Here is a 19300-nt window from a genome sequence, read left to right on the forward strand (position 1 = left end):
TTCTCTATCTATTTTTGACGAATGACAAAATGGCGCTGTCCCTTGTCCTCTTTCTGAGACTTTTGGTCCTTATGACGACGTCTATTTCGCTTATCCGCATTTGGTTTTCTCTTGTTTTGCGAAGGTTTCTTGCCTCTTCTAGGAAGGTTTTCCTCATCCTTTTTACGCATTTTTTTGTCAAATGAAGCCCGTTTCGGTGCTTGATTTTCTAGGACAAAATAGGCACAACCATAACTACAATACTCCAAAAGATAGTCCTGTAAACGACTGATTTTTTCAATTTTTTCCTCTGTTCGATCGTCTTTGTAAAAACCACGTAGGCGGAGCTGTTCATTACTCCAGTCCCCCACGACATAATCAAACTTGGTCAACACTTCTGAAAAGCGTTGATTAAAGACTGTCACATCGAAAGCATCCTTGATATTTTCAACCAAGGTAAAAGCGATCTCTTCAGTCTCAACCTTATCCCCATTTACATGAAATTCTGGGCCAGGAAACTTGTTATAATTGTATAATTCAGGTGCAATTTCTTTACGCATAGTCTTCCTTTTCCACGATTACTTAACACTCTATTTTACCATATTTTCTACAAGTTGGCACGAATATCCTGAAAATGAAAAAAGTCTGACGATTTTGTCAGACTTCTGCTTTATAACCTTAAAAAGAGAAGATTGACTCTTCCCTCCATATTTTTTATTTAGCTGCTGCGTAAAGCTCGTCTACTTTGTTCCAGTTAATGACTGAGAAGAAAGCTTTGATGTAGTCAGGACGCACGTTGCGGTATTTCACGTAGTAAGCATGTTCCCAAACGTCCAAGCCCAAGATTGGTTTTTTACCTTCTGAGATTGGTGTGTCTTGGTTTGCTGTTGAAGTTACTTCAAGTTTTCCTTCTTTGTTGACAACCAACCATGCCCATCCAGAACCGAAGCGAGTTGTAGCTGCTGCTGTAAAGGCTGCTTGGAACTCTTCAAATGAACCAAATGTTGCATCAATTGCTGCTGCAAGTTCTGCTGAAGGAGCAGTCTTTTCAGGAGTCATCAATTCCCAGAAAAGAGCGTGGTTCAAGTGTCCACCACCATTGTTGATAAGTGCTTGACGGATATCAGCTGGGATAGATTCTACATCAGCAAGCAAGGCTTCAAGGTCTTCACCAATTTCAGGGTGTTTTTCAAGAGCTGCATTTGCATTGTTGACGTAGGTTTGATGGTGTTTGTCATGGTGCAAGTGCATTGTTTCTGCATCGATGTATGGTTCCAAAGCGTCGTATGCGTATGGAAGGTCTGGTAAGATAATAGCCATCTGTAATACCTCTTTTTCTTTCTATATGAAAATGATAACGCAATCATCCTCTTTTTTCAAGTTTTTTGCTCAATTTGCTTCTGCCGCGATCTGCAAAAGTGCCTTTTCAAACAGGTACCCTTTTTCATAGACACCTGTCTTAATCTGGTAGTCTGTTTCAATCAAATAAGAAATCGCTCGCTTGAGAAAGGCAATGGAAATCCCTCTCGAATCTCTCAATGCAAACTTGATTTGATAAGGATTAGGATTGCGCCCCAAATAAGTTCCCAGACTGCTTGCAATCTGCGATTCCGTCTGACCAGTCTCTGATAAAATCTTCACTTGGGTAAAGGTACGAAACTGTCCTAACATAACAGCTATGAGCTTGATCTCATCCTCCCCTTGCAAGGTCAAGTCTCTAACCAGGTCACGGGCCAGGTCAATCTTCTTAGCTAAAATAAGCTGAGTCAAATCAAAAATATTGTCCTGCAGGGTCTTTGGTATAGCCTCGACAATATCCTTCTCCTCTATCATGCCATCTGACTTATAAGACTGTAAAAAAAGGAGATTTTTCTGGATTTCACTAAATTGAAAACCAGATTTGAGAAGTAGATTTTCAAAGGATTGCCCCACAAACTGCAGACCTTGTGTCTGACTCCATTTTTGGAAATACTGGCGGAGTTCTTGTTCCTTGGGTTCAATAGCATCAAAGACAGTCGCATCTCGTTTGAGCAATTTGACCAGCCGTCTCTTACTATCCAGTTTTCCTTCCGCAAAAATCAAAAGTTTAGTCGTCGGTGAAGGATTGTCAAGGTATTCCTCAAATGACTTGAGCTCATCATCTGTTAAAAAGCGTTTTTTGGCAGTTGTAATATCGACAAAATGGTCTAATATCACGATTTTCTCATCCGCAAAGAAAGGGAGACTGACCAACTCCAACTCTAAGTCTTTATAAGCTACTTCTTTCATATCAAAGTAAGCAAAATTGAGATCAGCTGGATCATAACCAATCTGCTTCAACACTTGACTCTTCATAACTTCAAACTGACCCTGATCTGTCCCTGTAAATAGGTTCAAGCTAGATAGATTTGATAAAGTCAACTTCTGACTGTCTTCAATGGCTAGCATCTTCTCTTCTTTCTTCTGATTTTTTATTAAACTTAATCAATATAGCGCAATTTCCCACGGAAATCTTCTAGGTTCTTATAACCTTTTTCTGCCATGATTGCTTTTAGTTCTTTGGTAATGCGTTCAAAAACACCGACGCCTTCCTTGTGGAGCGTCGTTCCTACTTGCACCATACTAGCACCGCAAAGGATGTGTTCAAAGGCATCACGACCCGTCAGAACGCCACCCGTTCCGATGATTTTGATTTGCGGATTGAGACGTTGGTAGAAGGCATGGACATTAGCTAGAGCAGTTGGTTTGATATACTCCCCACCAATGCCACCGAAACCATTTTTAGGACGAATGACAACCGATTCATCTTCTATATAAAGACCGTTTCCGATAGAGTTAACACAGTTAACAAACTTGAGCGGATACTTGTTGAAAATAGCTGCCGCTTGGTCAAAGTGAACAATATCAAAATATGGTGGTAATTTAATTCCAAGAGGTTTTATAAAGTAGGTAAATACCTCTGACAAGATACGGTCTGTTGTCTCAAAATCATAGGCAATCTGAGGTTTTCCTGGAACATTTGGGCAAGAGAGATTAAGCTCCGTCAGTCCTTTAAACTCACTCTCTTGAACTTTTTTCAAGATGGCATGTGTTTCTTCTGGGGACATGCCAACTAAAGATAGGAAGAAAGTACGGTTTGGCTCTTTTTCCTGCAAGTCCAAAAGATAGTCCAGATAGTAGTCTAAGCCATTATTTGGCAAGCCCATGGAGTTGATAGAACCAAGTGGAACATCCTGGTAACGTGGTTCAGGATTTCCCTGACGAAAGTCCAAGGTCGCAGTCTTCGTGACAAAGGTTCCCGCTGTTGAGTTTTTGACCCCTTCTAGTTCCTCTATCGTCATACAAGCCACACCCGCTGCATTCATCAAGCAATTGTCAAACTCAAAGCCAGCTATTTGTGTTTTCGTTGATACCATGATTCTGATCCTCCAGATTCCTTTTATTTCTAATATTATACCATACTTTCAAATTTTCTCTTTGAGAAACTAATTTCTATCTAAAACGTTCGGTTTTGTAAATTGAAAGAATTTTTAGAAAATTTCTGTTTTTTTCTTTACACTCAAAAAAATTTCTGCTATAATGGCTCATGTAATAAAATATAACAACAAAAAGGAGAACGATATGACATCTGCTAAAGACTATATCCAAAGCGTGTTTGCAACTGTGAAAGCTCGTAACGGGCATGAGGCTGAATTTCTCCAGGCGGTTGAGGAATTCTTCAGTACCTTGGAGCCTGTCTTTGAAAAACACCCTGAGTATATCGAAGAAAACATCTTGGCACGTATCACTGAGCCTGAGCGCGTGATTTCTTTCCGTGTTCCTTGGGTTGACCGTGAAGGTAAAGTCCAAGTCAACCGTGGTTACCGTGTTCAATTCAACTCAGCTGTTGGACCATATAAAGGCGGACTTCGTTTCCACCCAACTGTAAACCAAGGGATCTTGAAATTCCTCGGCTTCGAACAAATCTTTAAAAACGTTTTGACTGGACTTCCAATCGGTGGAGGTAAAGGGGGATCAGACTTCGATCCTAAAGGGAAGACTGATGCTGAAGTGATGCGCTTCTGCCAAAGCTTCATGACTGAATTGCAAAAATACATCGGACCATCTCTTGATGTACCTGCTGGTGATATCGGTGTTGGTGGACGAGAAATTGGTTACCTTTACGGGCAATACAAACGTCTTAACCAATTTGATGCGGGTGTCTTGACTGGTAAACCTCTTGGATTTGGTGGTAGCTTGATTCGTCCAGAAGCAACTGGTTATGGTTTGGTTTACTACACTGAAGAAATGCTCAAAGCTAATGGTAACAGTTTTGCTGGTAAGAAAGTGGTTATTTCAGGTTCTGGTAACGTAGCTCAATACGCTCTTCAAAAAGCGACTGAACTTGGTGCAACTGTCATCTCTGTATCTGACTCAAACGGTTATGTCATCGACGAAAATGGTATTGACTTCGATCTTTTGGTTGATGTTAAAGAAAAACGTCGTGCTCGTTTGACTGAGTATGCAGCTGAGAAAGCAACTGCTACTTACCATGAAGGTTCTGTATGGACTTACGCTGGTAACTACGACATCGCTCTTCCATGTGCGACTCAAAACGAAATCAACGGTGAAGCAGCTAAACGTTTGGTTGCTCAAGGCGTTATCTGTGTATCTGAAGGTGCTAACATGCCTAGTGACCTTGATGCGATTAAAGTCTACAAAGAAAACGGAATCCTTTACGGACCTGCCAAAGCTGCTAACGCTGGTGGTGTAGCTGTATCAGCGCTTGAAATGAGCCAAAACAGCCTTCGCCTCTCATGGACACGTGAAGAAGTTGATGGACGCCTCAAAGACATCATGACAAACATCTTCAATACAGCTAAAACAACTGCTGAAACATACGGACTTGGTACTGACTACCTTGCAGGAGCAAATATCGCTGCCTTCGAAAACGTAGCAAACGCTATGATTGCACAAGGTATTGTTTAATTAGTCGATACATCCTATCGGAGGACAAATGATGAACTTACGGCCAATGGAAGTGAGAGACAATTCAGCTGTAGCGCAGCTCATTCGAGCCAGCCTAGAAGAATTCGGACTTGACAAACCAGGAACTGTCTACTTTGATTCTCATCTAGATCATTTGGCCGACTATTATCAACAGCAAGAGAGAGCAGCTTACTTTGTTCTGGAAGATGAAGGACAGCTGGTTGGCTGTGGTGGCTTTGCACCAGTGTCCGATAAGATTGCTGAATTACAAAAACTGTATGTCACTAAAAATAGCCGTGGCAAAGGCTATTCTAGCAGGTTGATAAAGCGGATATTCCAGGAAGCCCACTTAGCAGGTTATGAACAGCTTTATCTAGAAACCTCTACTGAACTGGCTACGGCTATGGCAATCTATCAGCACTATGGTTTTACAGCATTGCAACAACCACTTTCTAACGCCGCCGGCCACCCTGCTATGAATATCTGGATGATAAAATCCCTCTCATCAGATGAATAGATGTTAGTATACTCTGGTCGTCTCGAGGATATCAGAATCAAGATCCTCAACACAGCTAAAACAACTTTTAAAAATGTAGCCAATGCTATGATAGTAAAGGTATTGTTTCAGCACTATCACACTAGAAGAAATCCGACTGCTTATAAAAGCAGCCGGATTTTTATATATCTAATTTTTCAAAAAATTTGCCTGTTGACTGCTTTTCTTTTAACTTCTCCAGCAGCTCATTTTCCAGAAAAGGACTTAGTTCGTCAAAATCTTGACAAACCTTAAAAACCGTCTCTCTATCCATCTGACCATAAGCTAATTCATAATAGTCCTTATGATGATACCAGTTCTGGTCATAGTTGATATCTGTCCGTTGATAGTAAACGATGTTCTGCTTCGGTGTCAGGTAAAGCTTCTGTGTTAGAATGCTTTTCTGATCTTTGGACAACTTACTACGACTGAAAATTTTGACACCTTGAAAAATCTTACGCTCATGGATACCTTGATTTGTGACTTTCAATTCAACTCTTTTATAGTACATATAGTCACCTCCTGAAATTACCTACATTATATCAGATTCTGGCAGATTATCAAGCCAAAGTGTCATTTCCAAAAATCTTTCGTCGCCTCTAAAATCTCTTCTGTAGGTGTCACTGTAGCCTCAATAATGCTCTTGCCAGTCTTTTTCAGATAAGCTTGTATCAAATGATAACCATAAGCATAGCCTGCAGCATAGGGCATTCCAACCGTTATTTGACCTTGAATCTCAGCAATTTCATCACCGTAGAGATAAGGAGCCATTTCCGCCATACCTGTTAGCTGAAGCTGACTTGAGATGATGGGCTTAATCTCTTCTAACTGCTCTGGACTGGTTGAAGTGACCCAAGGCCCAATGAGATCTTTGCCATAGAGCTCAGCCGCAAAAGACTCTGCCAATCCTTCACTGACTACCCAGTCTGCTAGTGTCGTCTGCTGGTTCCATTTGATAAATTGGAAACGTACATTGTGATTGCACTCGTGAGCCAACGCAGCCTGCACACGTAGTAAAGTATAGTCATTTGGTAGCAGACTAAGCATGAGGTAGCCTGGAATTCCGCCATCTCCGCTATAACCCTTATTGAGCTGTAGCATAGGTTTTTCTGGATTGCCCAATAAAATAGTAAAATGGTAATCCTCAACATCTAAGTCATAGCCAGCCTGCTCAAAAAGCCCCATACTCCTTTTGATGGTATCCTGGCAGTCCTGCCAGAGTTGATCAGAGCTCAGAGAGTCGATAGCTGGTCTATCCTTTTCTGAGAGAGTTGAGGGTAACTGATTCATAAAGCCAAGTAGGAAAAGAGCATCAAATCCTCCAGGATACTTTGCTTTCAGAGGAATGTGTTGCGTTTGGTATTTCATTGCAAAAGGTGCTAATATTTTAGCTCGAAAGCAACCTTCTCTTTTTTCTAAAGGAAGCTCGAGCATCTCTTGGTAAACTTTATCTGAACGAATCATATTGATTTGCATGGTAAGCTCCTTTCTTATCTATTATTAGTATAATCCCTTACCTAAGGTCAGAGTCAAGAAGAAAATTGAAATATCTATTAAAATTTCATTGAAATTACCTCAAACCGTTCGAAAATTACCTTCAATAAAGTTCTTTAATACTGAGATTATAATATCCAGAGTATCAATAAATTAAAAACTTACTTTTCTACTGTTCATAGGAATGATGATACTAGAAAAAAATAAATCCTGAAGGGTAAAAACTTGTATCATTTTTTATGGAAAGCCTATTATTCAAAACTTGTTTGTCTCCTAGATAAACTATATAATTAGTTCGCCCCTTTTTTGCCCCTTCTTGAACCAAAAGAAAAAACCGCTACTCCTAAGAATAGCGGTTTTATATGTTTTTTAAGCTACTAATGTAGTCGCTCTATTATTTAAGAGTAACTGAAGCTCCAGCTTCTTCCAATTTAGCTTTGATTTCTTCAGCTTCTGCAGTTGGAACGCCTTCTTTGATGACACCTGGTGCACCATCAACAAGTTCTTTAGCTTCTTTAAGTCCAAGACCAGTGATTTCACGTACAACTTTGATAACGCCAACTTTTTTGTCACCAGCAGCTGTCAACTCAACGTCAAATGAGTCTTTAGCAGCACCAGCGTCAGCAGCACCAGCTGCAGCAACAGCTACAGGAGCAGCTGCAGTTACACCAAATTCTTCTTCGATAGCTTTTACAAGGTCGTTCAATTCAAGGATTGAAGCTTCTTTAATTTCAGCAATAATGTTTTCAATGTTCAATGCCATTGTTATTTCCTCCAAATAAGTTTTTAATTTTATAATAGTTTTTCCGTAGCTAGGCTACGCTGCGTAGCTTAAGATTAAGCTGCGTCTTCTTTGTTGTCTGCAACCGCTTTGACTGCAAGAGCAACGTTGCGCACTGGCGCTTGAAGTACAGAAAGGAGCATAGAAAGAAGTCCTTCGCGGTTTGGAAGAGTTGCAAGAGCAACGATTTCTTCTTTAGATGCGACAGCGCCTTCGATTGCACCACCTTTGATTTCAAGTGCTTCAGCGTTTTTAGCAAAGTCGTTCAAGATTTTCGCTGGTGCGATAACATCTTCGTTAGAAAATGCTACTGCAGATGGTCCAACAAATACTGATGCAAGATCTTCAAGACCAGCTTTTTCAGCTGCACGACGCAAGATTGAGTTTTTAATGACTTTATACTCAACTTCGCTTCCACGAAGCTCACGACGAAGAACTGTATCTTGCTCAACTGTCAAACCACGAGCGTCTACAACGACGATAGATGCAGCAGCTTTCATTTTTTCAGCTACTACGTCAACTAGTTCCGCTTTTTTAGCAATAATTGCTTCACTCATTAGTGTGTTCACCTCCGTAATTATTTTGCTTGGGGAATTTTTCCAAAAGAAAAACGCGCCCAAACCTAGACACGAAAGTACAATACGCTTCTTTTTACATGATACGTTTTGTCCTCGGTAGGATATTTACGAGTCAAGCTCCCCTACTGTCTTAGGCAGTTTTTTCAAACCGTATATAAGTATAGCATAGACAAAAAAAGAATGCAAGATTTTTGCAAACTTTTTTTGAATTTTTTTAAATCTCTACTGTCAAAACTTTGCCTTGCTTAACCACCTGTTCTCCAGCGATATAAACATCGTCAACATCACTGGCTTTGACTGCATAAACCAGGTGAGAGAGCATATTTTTCTGAGGCTGAAGATGGATTTTTCCCTGTGGTTGAATGACCAGAAAATCTGCTTGCTTGCCAACTTCTAGGCTTCCTATCTGCTTTTCCATTCCTAGAACCTTAGCACCCTCTATCGTCAGAGCTTTGAGGGCTGTTTCAATAGGAAATTGGCTGGCATCTCCACTTTTCATCTTTTGAAGAAGGGCTGCTGTGCGTCCTTCCTCAAACATATCTAGATTGTTATTGGAAGCAACCGAGTCTGTCGCAATCCCCACTGCTACTCCTGCTTTTTGGAGTTGGATGATTGGAGCGATTCCAGAAGCCAGTTTGAGGTTACTAATAGGATTGTGAGCAATAGATACTTGAGAAGTTGCCAAGCGTTCAATTTCTCTCTCGTTTAATTCGACCCCGTGAGCAAAGACAGACGGATGATCTAAGTAACCCAATTCTTCTAGAAAGGCGAGGGGGCGTTTGCCGTATCGTTTCAGGATAATTCCTGATTCCTCCTTAGTCTCCGCCACATGAATATGGATAGGAATATTCAGCTCTTTTGCCATTTCTAAGCTCGCTTCCAGCAAGTCTCTACTACAGCTATATGGAGAATGAGGAGCTACCATAACCTTGAAATTTGGGTTTTCATATTCTAAGATTTCCTCTATGATGGCACGTGTTCTGCTTATGGTCTCAGCAGTTGTTTCTGCCTCTGAAGAAAAGAGGGTCGGTGAGAAATAACAACGCATCTTAGATGCCTTGACTGCCTGATAAATTTGCTCAATATCCACACCATTGGGATTATACATATCGTTGAAGGTTGTTGTCCCTGACTGGAGCATCTCTGTCAGAGCTTCTTTGACTGCCTTGGTAGTCATATCGGGAGTAAATCCTGCTTCTGCTGGCCAAATATAGTCATTGAGCCATTCGTGGAGATTGCTATCATCCTGAATCCCTCGTAAGCCTGTCATAGCAGAATGGGTATGGCAATTGACCAAACCAGGCATGATCCAGGCTCCCTGATAGTCTATAATCTGCTCAGCCTGCTCTAAAATCTCTGGCTCCTCTTGGCCGACATAGACGATTTGAGAGTCCTTAACGGCTAAGACACCATCCAAATAAACATGGAAATCTTTGTCACAAGTCACGATATTTACATGCTGATAGACTTTCATTATAGGCTCCTTTTCTATAAGACAATTTACAGTGAATAATTTTTCTAGCTATTGTAACAAAAAAGTCACCCGAAGGCAACTTTTTTCCATAATATTGCAAAATAGAAAGGATTATTCAGAGCTAAAAGCCGCAGCTTTTTGCATTTGGTAATACTTGCCCTTTCTAGTCATGAGATCCTGATGGTTCCCATACTCAACAATGTCGCCATCTACCAAGACTAGAATCAGATCCGCATCCTGAATGGTTGACAAACGGTGAGCAATAATAAAGCTTGTGCGCCCCTTCATGAGTTTGGCAAAGGCATCCTGTACTAGCACTTCTGTTCGTGTATCGATGGAAGAAGTTGCTTCGTCTAAGATAAGAATCTTTGGGATAGCTAGAAAGACTCGGGCGATGGTCAAGAGCTGGCCCTGACCGACAGATAGAGATTCTCCTGCATTTTCCAACTTGGTATCGTATCCCTGTGGCAACTGTTGGATGAAAAAGTCTGCGTTGGCTGCTTTGGCAGCAGCAATCACCTGCTCCCTACTGGCATCAGGATTTCCAAAGGCAATATTGTCATGAATGGTCCCTTGCTTGAGCCAGGTTTCTTGGAGTACCATCCCAAACTGCTGTCTCAATGACGCTCGGGTATAATCATAAATGGATTGCCCATCTAACAAGATATCTCCCGAGTTAATAGGATAAAAACGCATGAGGAGATTGATAAGAGTTGACTTACCAGCACCTGTCGGACCAACGATGGCTACCTTGCTACCAGCTGGGATATCGATAGACAAATCCTTAATCAAGATCCTTTCAGGATTGTATCCAAAAGAAACATGCTTAAAGGAAATGGCTCCCTTAACTTGGTCACTGGTCAAGACTTCCTTACCTGTTTCAGCAACCTCAGGACTTTCTAAAACAGCATAGACACGCTCTGCGCAAGCGAGAGCACTTTGCAACTCAGCTAAAACAGAAGAAATATCATTAAAGGGCTTGGTATACTGTTGGACATAGTTCAAAAAAGTCACTAAACGCCCAATGGTCAAAGTTGAACCCATCATGATACGATAGGCTCCCACTCCAGCTAGAAGAGCATAAATGAGCGCATTGACAAAGCGAGTCGAAGGATTAACCGTTGAGGAATAAAAGATGGCTGACTGAGAATAGCCTGCGTAGTTGTCATTCGCCTCGTGCAGTCTTTGGATAAACTCTGTTTGAGCATTGAAGGACTGGATAATGGTCTGCTGGCTAAGTGATTCTTCAATCAACTGAGTCTGAATCCCCCTGGTCTCTGTTTGCTTCTGAAAGAGATGATAGGAACGTTTGGCAATAAAACGTGAAATCACCATAGACAGGGGCGTCAACAGCAAGACCAAGAGGGTCATGAGGAGGTGAATTTGGAGCATGGCTAGAATACTAACCAAAATCATCAAGATGCCAATGAAAAATTGGTTAAAAATCATGGTCAAGCCGGCTGCCAGCTGTTCTATGTCTGTGGTCACACGACTAACCATCTCTCCACTGCCCTGCCGATCTACAAAAGCAATCGGTAAACGATGGAGCTTATGAATGATTCGCTCTCGCAAGTCTCTGGTATAAGAGAAGATTAGACGATTATAAAGAAGAGGATTGGCCCATTGTACCAGTGTATTTCCTATGATCACCAAGATAATCTGGATGAAAATCTGCCAAAAAACTGGTGAAGAACCAGTTACGAGGACCTGGTCAATGACCTGCCCAATCAAGATAGGTAGGTAGATCGATAAAGCAACTTGGGCAATAGTTCCTAGAAAGGCAAGTAAAAGGAGGAAAGGATGGTTTGCTAAATCTATGGCCAAACGTTTGAGCGTCTGGTTTGCGGTTTGTCGTCTCATGCTAGTCCTCCTTTCCATTTTGAGATGCGTTGATTTCGCGATAGACTTGGCTAGTTTTCATCAAGTCCTCGTGCTTGCCAACAGCTAGGAGCTCACCTTTTTCCAAGAGGAGAATCTGGTCAGCCATCTGAAGTGTCGAAGTCCGTTGAGAAATCAAGATTAAGCTCGTGTTAGGTAAGTTTTCTCGAATTGCTTTCAAGAGCTTGGACTCAGTGATGGTGTCGAGGGCCGAGGTCGCATCATCTAGGATGAGAAATGGAGCTTGTCGCAAGACTGCTCGGGCAATAGATAGCCTTTGTTTTTGTCCGCCTGAGAAATTTCGCCCTCCTCCCTCAACTAGGGCATCCAAAAGTCCTTCCTTTTCACTGACAAAATCCTTAGCTTGCGCAATCTCCAAGGCCTGCCATAGTTCCTGGTCAGATACTTCTCGATTGAAACCTAGAGTCAAGTTGGAACGAATAGTTCCTTTAAAGAGTTCGACCCTTTGGGGCACGTAGGCAATCCAAGACCGCCACTGCTCCAAATTACGAGGACTACATCCATCTCGATAAAGATCAATGCTCCCCTTGTCTGCTGGATAAAGACCAAGTAAGACTTGCACCAAGCTTGATTTACCTGAACCAGTTCCCCCAATGATACCAAGGATCTGCCCTTGATTCATATCAAAGGAAATGTTTCTCAGAGAAGGCTGGGCCGCATCAGGATAGGTAAAGGTTAATTCTTTGACTTGCAAAACCCGATCACCGGTAGCTTGCTTTTCTTCTAATTCTGAAAAAATATCTTCTGGAGCTTCGGTAAAAACTTCCTCAATTCTCTTGGCTGAGATATAGGACTGGTTGAGAGAATTTATCAGCATGGCGAGCTTAACCAATTCCACCAAAATCTGCAAGAGGTAGTTGATAAGAGCAATGAGAGCTCCTTGACTGAGTAAACCTCCTTGAATTGAAATATATCCCTGCCAGATGATGACGAGGAGAGTTCCATTGACAATCAGATAGGTCAGAGGTGTTAATAAACTAGACCAGAAGCCTGTTTTTTCTTGCAATCTAGCATAAAGTTGGTTAAGGGTTTGAAAAATCTGTAACTCTCGTTTTTCCTGGCCAAAAGCACGAATAACTCGCATCCCTTGCAATTGCTGGCGCGTTTCCTGAACCAGCTGATCCGTTTTCTTTCTGAGACTGCTATAGAGAGGATTGACCAGTCGAGAGAGGCCGACAATGACAAGGGTCAAAATGACAACCATGACCAAGAACCAGAAAGTCAGCTCAGCTGAGATGCGATAGGCCATAAAAATGGCTCCAAAAACGATAATAGGCGCTCGCAAAAAGAGACGCAGGAATTGATTAATCCCAGTCTGAATCTGGTAGGTATCCGAAGTCAAGCGGGTCACCAAGCTAGAAGTTGTCAAACGGTCTCTGCTGTCCTTAGGTAAAGAAAGAATATGACGATAAAGGTCGTCTGTCAATTCCTTGGCAAATCCAACCGCTGCCTTGGCTGAGTAAAACTGGGCTATCAAGGCCACTAAAACGCCAATCAGTGCAAAGATAAGGAGCAGGCCAATCTGCATCCAGAGGTGTCCCTGATCTCTCTGGGGCAAGGACTGGTCAACAATCCCAGCAATCACCATGGGAACCAAGAGTTCAAAAACAGCTTCTAGCAGCTTGAACAGGGGTGCTAGAATCGACTCTTTGATGTAGGGTTTGAAGTAAGATAGTAAGTGTTTCATAGATCCCTTCTATTCTTATTCTGGAAATGAAGAAAGTGGGAAGCCCCACCCTCTCAGTTTTATTTGTTTAAGTAAGGTAATAGATAGCCATATCCTGCTTTTTCCATCTCATCCTTAGCTACAAAACGCAAAGATGCAGAATTAATACAGTAACGCAGGCCACCTAATTCCTGAGGTCCATCTGTGAAAACATGACCCAAGTGAGCATTTCCTGACCGAGAACGAACCTCGATTCGCTCCATTCCATGGCTCAGGTCCTTGTAATAGTGAATCAACTCCTTAGAAATCGGACGACTAAAACTTGGCCAACCACAACCTGAGGCAAACTTATCCTTAGCAAAAAAGAGTGGCTCCCCTGTCGTGATGTCTACATAAATCCCTTCTTCAAAGGTCTGGTCATAAGCATTACTAAATGGAGCCTCTGTAGCAGCTTCTTGCGTAACACGATAAGACTCTTCAGTTAAGCTTTCCTTTAACACCTCTTGACTAGGCTTTTCATAGTTAGAGGCGTCAATCAATGGCTTATCAGCATCCGTCACATCGATATGACAATAACCTGAAGGATTTTTCTTGAGATAGTCTTGATGGTAGTCTTCTGCTAAAATGTAGTGGCGAAGTTTCTCCACTTCTACTGCAATCTTTCGACCCAGCATACGTTCCTGCTCCTGCACCACTGTGTAGATAGCTGGCAAGTCTGCTTCATCCTGATAGTAAATCCCAGTTCGATATTGGCGACCACGGTCATTCCCTTGTTGGTTAATAGACAAGGGATCAATAACACGGAAATAATAAAGCAAAATCTCTCTAAGTGACACTGCTTTCTCATCATAAATCACTTGAACAGTCTCTGCATGGTCTGTTTCCTTGAGTAGCTGGTAATTGGTCGTTTCGACTTGGCCATTAGCGTAGCCAACACTGGTTGCTAATACGCCTGAAATTCGTGAAAAATACTCCTCTAGGCCCCAAAAACAACCACCTGCTAGATAAATTTCTGCCATCTTTTTTTCTCCTTTATCAAGTTTTTAACTAATAATCTTCGAAAATCTCTTCAAAGCACGTCAGCTTACATCTGCAACCTCAAAACAGTATTTTGAGCTGACTTCGTCAGTTTCATCTACAACCTCAAAACCATGTTTTGAGCGACCTGCGGCTAGCTTCTTAGTTTGCTCTTTGATTTTTCATTGAGTATAAACTTCTTTTCAAAAAAAGGACAGGAAGCCCTCTGGTCGAGAGTTTCCCCATCCTATCTTCTATTTCTTTACTTTGTTTCGACACGGACACCTTGGGTATCAACTTTCAAATCATGAAGTTTGCCTTTGAAAGGCTGCTTTTGCAATTCTGCCTTAATCGCTGGCATCTTGTCATGAGAAGCCAAGACCATCACTGTCGGTCCGGCACCAGAGAGATAGGTTGCATAGGCACCATTCTCTTTAGCTACTTGCTTAATCGTCGCAAATTCACGGACCAGACTTTGACGATAACGCTCGTGGAAGAGATCCCCCTCGATTGCTTGTCCAGCTGTCACCATATCTCCTGCTAACAAGGCTGCAACGGCCACATTGGCGATAGAACTAGCTGCAACAGCTTCCTTGTAGGACAATTTTTTAGGCAAGACACCACGACTGTCGCGAGTGCGCAATTCATAGTTAGGAATGTAAGCTAGAAAATCACATTCTGGGAAGTCTGCTACGATAGCAGAGACTTGACCTTCAACGGAACTCGCAATAACAAGATTTCCATAGATAGCTGGAGCTACATTGTCAGGATGCCCTTCAATCTTGGTTGCCAACTGCAATTTGTCGTGGTTAGATAAGTTGAGCTTGCCTAATTGGTTAGCCAGTTCAATTCCAGCAACGATAACCGAGCTAGAAGAACCCAAACCACGCGCCAAGGGAACATCACTGGTCATTTTCAAGCGTCTTGGTTTCAAGTCAGGTGCAATTTGCAAGGCAATCTTAAGCAAGAGATTACGCTCGTCATGGGGAATCCATTTACCAATCTGGTGTTCAATCAACCACTCATCCCGTTCTTCACAGACCTCAATTTGAAGATACTTGGTTACAGCTACACCGACCGAATCAAAACCTGGCCCGATATTGGCACTGGTTGCAGGTACAATAATCTTCATCCTATTCTCCTAACACCTTGAAGGTATTCAAGAGGTCAAATTCTGAAGCTTTGGCCAACTCAGCTGAAACATTCTCAAGCTGCGCTTTATTAATCTTATGAGTGATAATCACTACACGCGCCTTGTCACCCTCTTTGCCATCTTGGAGGATTTGCTTGAAGGAAATATCTTGAGCATTAAAGATTTCAGAAAGTTTCAAAACCTGACCTTTTGAGTCTGGAGCCAAGATTGAGAAGTAGTAATTAGCTTTGACATCTTCTGGATTAGCCAAGACCAATTCACGGCTATATTCGTTGAAGTCTTTACCAATAGTACCATCATTCAAGCGACGAACGATACGGACAATATCTGCTACAACACTTGTTGCAGTTGGTTTTTGACCCGCACCTGGTCCGTAGTACATAGATTCACCGATGCCGATAGACTCTACAAAGACTGCGTTCATTACTCCATTCACACTGGCAAGTGGGTGTGCTTTAGGAAGGAAGGTTGGAGTCACTTCTGCAGCAATACCTGAAGGAGTTTCCTCGATAGAACCAACCAATTTCACTACATAGCCAAGGTCTTGGGCTACAGCTACGTCTTCTGGTGTGATGTTGCGGATTCCCTTGTGGGCTACATCGTCAAAGGCAACCTTCATACCAAAAGCAAACTGGCTCAAAATCACCATCTTGTAGGCTGCATCAATCCCATCAACGTCATTTGTAGGGTCGCTTTCTGCAAAACCTAATCTTTGTGCTTCAGCCAAAGCATCATCATAAGACCAGCCTTCTTCCACCATCTTGGTCATCATGAAGTTAGAAGTTCCGTTAACGACACCAAGAACGCGCGTGATTTTATCAGAAGCCAATGAATTTGCTAGAGTGCGAAGAATTGGAATACCACCAGCTACTGCTGCTTCGTAGTAAAGTGCTACATTATGCTCTTTAGCAATTTCTAACAATTCTGCACCATGAACAGCCAAAAGGTCCTTGTTAGCAGTAACAACGTGTTTCCCAGCTTCTAAGGCACGAGTGATAAAGGTTTTAGCTGGTTCGATACGCCCCATCAATTCCACTACGATTGTAATGTCTTTATCTGACAAAATATCATCTACATTGGTTACAAAGTTAAAGTCATTTCCTGCTGCAAGCAAGCGGTTCTTTTCATCTTCATCCTTGACCAATACCTTGGCTACTTCAATCTCTGAATGAGCTGACTGAACGATTTTTTCTCCATTTTCCTTTAGGAGGAATGGCACACCACTTGCAACGGTACCAAATCCGAGTAAAGCAATTTTAACTGTCATGTTTGTCTCCTAGAAATTTTCTGATATAGCCATTATAACAGAATTTTGTGAAAATTCCTATTATAGTAAATCACTATTTCAGTCTAGTAAAGAAAAAACGAATCCCATGATTCGTCTTTCCTGATAAATGAAAATTGATTTTAAAAATTATGAACGAATCTTTTGCAGACCGAGAACTGCATCGTGATTGATCAAGATTTGCCCATACTCTTGCAAGACTGAACGACTGATGTCACTGTCGTCTGCAAACTCACGCATACGAGCCAAGAGCCAGGCTGGATATGGACTAGGATGATTTTCTACATCGACTAAGATTGTCAAATAGTAGTGCCCATTCATCTTATAGAGTTCAGAGGTTTCCATCTGGTAGTTAACCGTCTTTGCAAAAGCAACTAAGTCAGCAAGGCTTGCAAAGCGCAGGATATAGTAGATATAAGGTTCTTTCTTACTCTCAATCTCCTTGTCTGCCTGCTCTTGCTCTTCTTCCTTTGCTTCGACCTGCTCTAGAGATTGGATGGCCTCAATATCGTCCTTGGTCTTATCTGCAATGCTCTTTTCCAAGGTTTTGAGAAATTCATCCGGCGACATTTGGGCTAATTCTTCCATGTCGGGTAGATCCGCCAAATCTTCAAAATCCAGATTTTGGTCAATCTTGGATTTGGTCACAAAGACGTCCACCTTATCAGGTTTTGGCGTCACGCGGAAACTCAGCATGCCACTATCCAAGAAATTGTCTGGCATCTCTAACTCATCTAAAATAGCATAGAAAAACTCTTCGGTTTTTTCCTGAGGAACGAGAAAGTCTGCAATCTCCATTCCTCGGTCCATCAAATCATCTAAAGTCATCGTGATTTTCAGTGTTGTATCACTAATTTGTTTCATCTTCATATCTAGTAACCTCATACTTTCAGTCTATCTATTATACTAGATTTTTACGATTTTATCAAAAGAATGAAGCGAGAATGTGATATAATACTAGATATGATTTTAGATTTAAGAAAGAAAGTACAATGAAAAATATAAAAGTAAATGCCTTGGCCAGCTTGCTGGTCAATATTCTCAATATCGTTTTTCCACTGATAACCAACCCTTATCTGACGCGTATTCTCAGCAAATCCAATTACGGTTATTTCAATACGGCCAATACCTGGGCAAGTTTCGTTATTCCACTAGCTGCCTTTGGAATATACAACTACGGGATTCGAGCTATTAGCAAGGTCAAGGATGACAAGAATAAAATCAACTACGTCTTTTCTAAGTTGTTTTATATCTCGGTTTTTACCTCTCTCCTGACGACAGGTATCTACTTCCTCATTATCTTCTTTGACACCAGCATTGAGAATCTGAAAGTCCTCTACTACATCCTAGGGGCTCAAGCACTCTTCCAATTTCTCAATATCGAATGGATGAACGAGGCTTATGAAAACTATGCCTTCATCCTCTACAAAACATTAATTATTCGAATTACCATGCTGGTCGCTATCTTCGCCTTCGTTAAAACGGCAGATGATATCGTTCCTTATGCTATCGTTATGACAGCGACCACTGTCCTCAACTACCTGCTCAGTTTTCTTTGGATTAAGAGAGAAGTTTCTTTTGTTAAGATCGGTTTCGTCGAACTTGCTAAAGCTTCTAAACCGCTCTTCACTATGCTTCTCTTAGCAAACGCTAATATGCTTTATACCTTGCTAGATAGAATGTTTATCACCAAGGGACCAGATGAAAACTACATTTCTTATTATACAATTGCCTATAGTATTGTCATGTTGATTGCCAGTGTCTTAAGTGGAGCTATCAACGTCAGTATTCCGCGCCTTGGCTACTATCTCGGTAAAAAGGATTACAAGTCCTATAATTATCTCGTGAATCAAGCGGCATCCTTATTCTATTTCCTTATGGTTCCAACTAGTATCGGGATTATGATATTGGGGCGGTACGCAACTGTTATTTATTCTTCTGAAAAATATCTTGAAGCGGGTATCGTAACTAGCGTCTTCGCTTTTCGTACCATCATTTGGGCTATTGAGTTGATTCTTGGTAAACAGATTATCTTTATCAACGACCATGAAAATCGCTTAACCGCCTTCTACTTCCTTGGTGGTGGGGCTAATATCCTATTAAATAGCATCTTGTATTTCAATAATATTTTTGCACCTGAGTATTACATCGCTACGACCATTATCGCAGAAACTATCGTTGTTTTACTTGAAATTCATTTTATCAAGAAGCACCAACTGATTAGTTTAAAAGAAATCTTTGTAACCTTAACACGTTATAGCCTCATATCCCTTGGTTTTATCCCAATCTTCTATATTTTCAAGATGATTTTCCAAATCAGTTCCTACACAGTAAACTTTAATATGATTCTCATGGTTCTTTCTACCGTAGCAACTTGTGGTATCTATTACCTCTTGACCCTCTTTATCACCAAAGACAAAACACTCCACTATGCACTGAACCTTGTACTTGCTAAATTAAAACGAAATTAAAAAAATCCCCTACTGATAAAT

Annotated in this window: 18 protein-coding genes and 1 other annotated feature; of the genes, 3 read left to right on the forward strand and 15 right to left on the reverse strand. The window is 41.5% G+C overall.

Translation table 11 applies throughout. The features are described 5' to 3' along the window. Positions 1-8 precede the first annotated feature (8 nt). From PCY17_RS01155 to PCY17_RS01170, 4 genes are all read right to left on the reverse strand, one after another. Entirely contained in the window at positions 9-539 is a 531-nt protein-coding gene (locus PCY17_RS01155; RefSeq protein ID WP_227945809.1) for a YutD family protein, read from the reverse strand. Between the two features lie 154 nt (positions 540-693). Continuing rightward, positions 694-1299, reverse strand: a complete 606-nt coding sequence (gene sodA / locus PCY17_RS01160; protein ID WP_000974733.1) for a superoxide dismutase SodA — start codon at positions 1297-1299, stop codon at positions 694-696. Between the two features lie 69 nt (positions 1300-1368). After that, complete coding sequence (holA, locus tag PCY17_RS01165; RefSeq protein WP_301391022.1) at positions 1369-2406, reverse strand: DNA polymerase III subunit delta; 1038 nt, start codon at positions 2404-2406, stop codon at positions 1369-1371. Between the two features lie 32 nt (positions 2407-2438). Continuing rightward, positions 2439-3374, reverse strand: a complete 936-nt coding sequence (locus PCY17_RS01170; protein WP_301391023.1) for a dihydroorotate oxidase — start codon at positions 3372-3374, stop codon at positions 2439-2441. 205 nt (positions 3375-3579) lie between these two features. Between PCY17_RS01170 and gdhA the strand changes: the two genes are divergently transcribed. Next, positions 3580-4926: an NADP-specific glutamate dehydrogenase gene (gene gdhA / locus PCY17_RS01175; protein ID WP_000199520.1), complete on the forward strand. Its 1347-nt coding sequence runs from the start codon at positions 3580-3582 to the stop codon at positions 4924-4926. A 31-nt stretch (positions 4927-4957) separates the two neighbouring features. Next, positions 4958-5443, forward strand: coding sequence for a GNAT family N-acetyltransferase (locus PCY17_RS01180; RefSeq protein WP_301391139.1), 486 nt, complete (start codon positions 4958-4960; stop codon positions 5441-5443). A gap of 160 nt (positions 5444-5603) precedes the next feature. On the opposite strand, the gene PCY17_RS01185 is transcribed toward PCY17_RS01180, so the two are convergent. The 11 genes from PCY17_RS01185 to mecA all read right to left on the reverse strand — a co-directional run bounded on the left by PCY17_RS01185 (position 5604) and on the right by mecA (position 17678). Continuing rightward, complete coding sequence (locus PCY17_RS01185; RefSeq protein WP_049519608.1) at positions 5604-5972, reverse strand: EXLDI protein; 369 nt, start codon at positions 5970-5972, stop codon at positions 5604-5606. A 62-nt stretch (positions 5973-6034) separates the two neighbouring features. Then, positions 6035-6937, reverse strand: a complete 903-nt coding sequence (locus tag PCY17_RS01190) for a DUF2268 domain-containing protein (RefSeq protein ID WP_049519606.1) — start codon at positions 6935-6937, stop codon at positions 6035-6037. Positions 6938-7349: 412 nt separating this feature from the next. After that, positions 7350-7718: a 50S ribosomal protein L7/L12 gene (rplL, locus tag PCY17_RS01195; RefSeq protein ID WP_001196964.1), complete on the reverse strand. Its 369-nt coding sequence runs from the start codon at positions 7716-7718 to the stop codon at positions 7350-7352. Between the two features lie 74 nt (positions 7719-7792). After that, on the reverse strand, positions 7793-8293 hold the full coding sequence (rplJ, locus tag PCY17_RS01200) for a 50S ribosomal protein L10 (protein WP_001287274.1): 501 nt from the start codon (positions 8291-8293) through the stop codon (positions 7793-7795). A 38-nt stretch (positions 8294-8331) separates the two neighbouring features. After that, positions 8332-8467 (reverse strand) — a sequence feature (ribosomal protein L10 leader region). Between the two features lie 61 nt (positions 8468-8528). After that, positions 8529-9788 carry a TRZ/ATZ family protein gene (locus tag PCY17_RS01205; RefSeq protein WP_301391024.1) on the reverse strand — a complete coding sequence of 420 codons (1260 nt, stop codon included), beginning with the start codon at positions 9786-9788 and terminating at the stop codon, positions 8529-8531. 111 nt (positions 9789-9899) lie between these two features. Further along, positions 9900-11648: an ABC transporter ATP-binding protein gene (locus PCY17_RS01210; protein WP_301391026.1), complete on the reverse strand. Its 1749-nt coding sequence runs from the start codon at positions 11646-11648 to the stop codon at positions 9900-9902. A 1-nt stretch (position 11649) separates the two neighbouring features. Then, positions 11650-13374, reverse strand: coding sequence for an ABC transporter ATP-binding protein (locus tag PCY17_RS01215; protein ID WP_084944628.1), 1725 nt, complete (start codon positions 13372-13374; stop codon positions 11650-11652). 59 nt (positions 13375-13433) lie between these two features. Then, positions 13434-14372 carry a peptide-methionine (R)-S-oxide reductase MsrB gene (gene msrB, locus PCY17_RS01220; RefSeq protein WP_049505684.1) on the reverse strand — a complete coding sequence of 313 codons (939 nt, stop codon included), beginning with the start codon at positions 14370-14372 and terminating at the stop codon, positions 13434-13436. A gap of 260 nt (positions 14373-14632) precedes the next feature. Then, a complete protein-coding gene (thrB, locus tag PCY17_RS01225; RefSeq protein WP_301391028.1) occupies positions 14633-15502 on the reverse strand; it encodes a homoserine kinase in 870 nt (289 codons plus the stop codon). 1 nt (position 15503) lies between these two features. Beyond that, the gene (locus tag PCY17_RS01230) at positions 15504-16790 is read right to left on the reverse strand and encodes a homoserine dehydrogenase (RefSeq protein WP_301391029.1); all 1287 of its coding nucleotides are present in this window, start codon (positions 16788-16790) and stop codon (positions 15504-15506) included. Between the two features lie 147 nt (positions 16791-16937). Continuing rightward, a complete protein-coding gene (gene mecA / locus PCY17_RS01235; RefSeq protein ID WP_301391031.1) occupies positions 16938-17678 on the reverse strand; it encodes an adaptor protein MecA in 741 nt (246 codons plus the stop codon). 122 nt (positions 17679-17800) lie between these two features. On the opposite strand from mecA, the gene PCY17_RS01240 reads away from it, so the two are divergent. Continuing rightward, entirely contained in the window at positions 17801-19279 is a 1479-nt protein-coding gene (locus tag PCY17_RS01240; protein ID WP_301391033.1) for an oligosaccharide flippase family protein, read from the forward strand. The last annotated feature ends 21 nt before the right edge of the window (positions 19280-19300 follow it).

It is taken from the genome of Streptococcus sp. SO2 (assembly GCF_030440025.1).

Bases quoted from the DNA above. Each gene is read 5' to 3' on its own strand.
- PCY17_RS01155 (WP_227945809.1), bottom strand. From the start codon at position 539: ATGCGTAAAGAAATTGCACCTGAATTATACAATTATAACAAGTTTCCT.
- sodA (WP_000974733.1), bottom strand. From the start codon at position 1,299: ATGGCTATTATCTTACCAGACCTTCCATACGCATACGACGCTTTGGAA.
- holA (WP_301391022.1), bottom strand. From the start codon at position 2,406: ATGCTAGCCATTGAAGACAGTCAGAAGTTGACTTTATCAAATCTATCT.
- PCY17_RS01170 (WP_301391023.1), bottom strand. From the start codon at position 3,374: ATGGTATCAACGAAAACACAAATAGCTGGCTTTGAGTTTGACAATTGC.
- gdhA (WP_000199520.1), top strand. From the start codon at position 3,580: ATGACATCTGCTAAAGACTATATCCAAAGCGTGTTTGCAACTGTGAAA.
- PCY17_RS01180 (WP_301391139.1), top strand. From the start codon at position 4,958: ATGAACTTACGGCCAATGGAAGTGAGAGACAATTCAGCTGTAGCGCAG.
- PCY17_RS01185 (WP_049519608.1), bottom strand. From the start codon at position 5,972: ATGTACTATAAAAGAGTTGAATTGAAAGTCACAAATCAAGGTATCCAT.
- PCY17_RS01190 (WP_049519606.1), bottom strand. From the start codon at position 6,937: ATGCAAATCAATATGATTCGTTCAGATAAAGTTTACCAAGAGATGCTC.
- rplL (WP_001196964.1), bottom strand. From the start codon at position 7,718: ATGGCATTGAACATTGAAAACATTATTGCTGAAATTAAAGAAGCTTCA.
- rplJ (WP_001287274.1), bottom strand. From the start codon at position 8,293: ATGAGTGAAGCAATTATTGCTAAAAAAGCGGAACTAGTTGACGTAGTA.
- PCY17_RS01205 (WP_301391024.1), bottom strand. From the start codon at position 9,788: ATGAAAGTCTATCAGCATGTAAATATCGTGACTTGTGACAAAGATTTC.
- PCY17_RS01210 (WP_301391026.1), bottom strand. From the start codon at position 11,648: ATGAGACGACAAACCGCAAACCAGACGCTCAAACGTTTGGCCATAGAT.
- PCY17_RS01215 (WP_084944628.1), bottom strand. From the start codon at position 13,374: ATGAAACACTTACTATCTTACTTCAAACCCTACATCAAAGAGTCGATT.
- msrB (WP_049505684.1), bottom strand. From the start codon at position 14,372: ATGGCAGAAATTTATCTAGCAGGTGGTTGTTTTTGGGGCCTAGAGGAG.
- thrB (WP_301391028.1), bottom strand. From the start codon at position 15,502: ATGAAGATTATTGTACCTGCAACCAGTGCCAATATCGGGCCAGGTTTT.
- PCY17_RS01230 (WP_301391029.1), bottom strand. From the start codon at position 16,790: ATGACAGTTAAAATTGCTTTACTCGGATTTGGTACCGTTGCAAGTGGT.
- mecA (WP_301391031.1), bottom strand. From the start codon at position 17,678: ATGAAGATGAAACAAATTAGTGATACAACACTGAAAATCACGATGACT.
- PCY17_RS01240 (WP_301391033.1), top strand. From the start codon at position 17,801: ATGAAAAATATAAAAGTAAATGCCTTGGCCAGCTTGCTGGTCAATATT.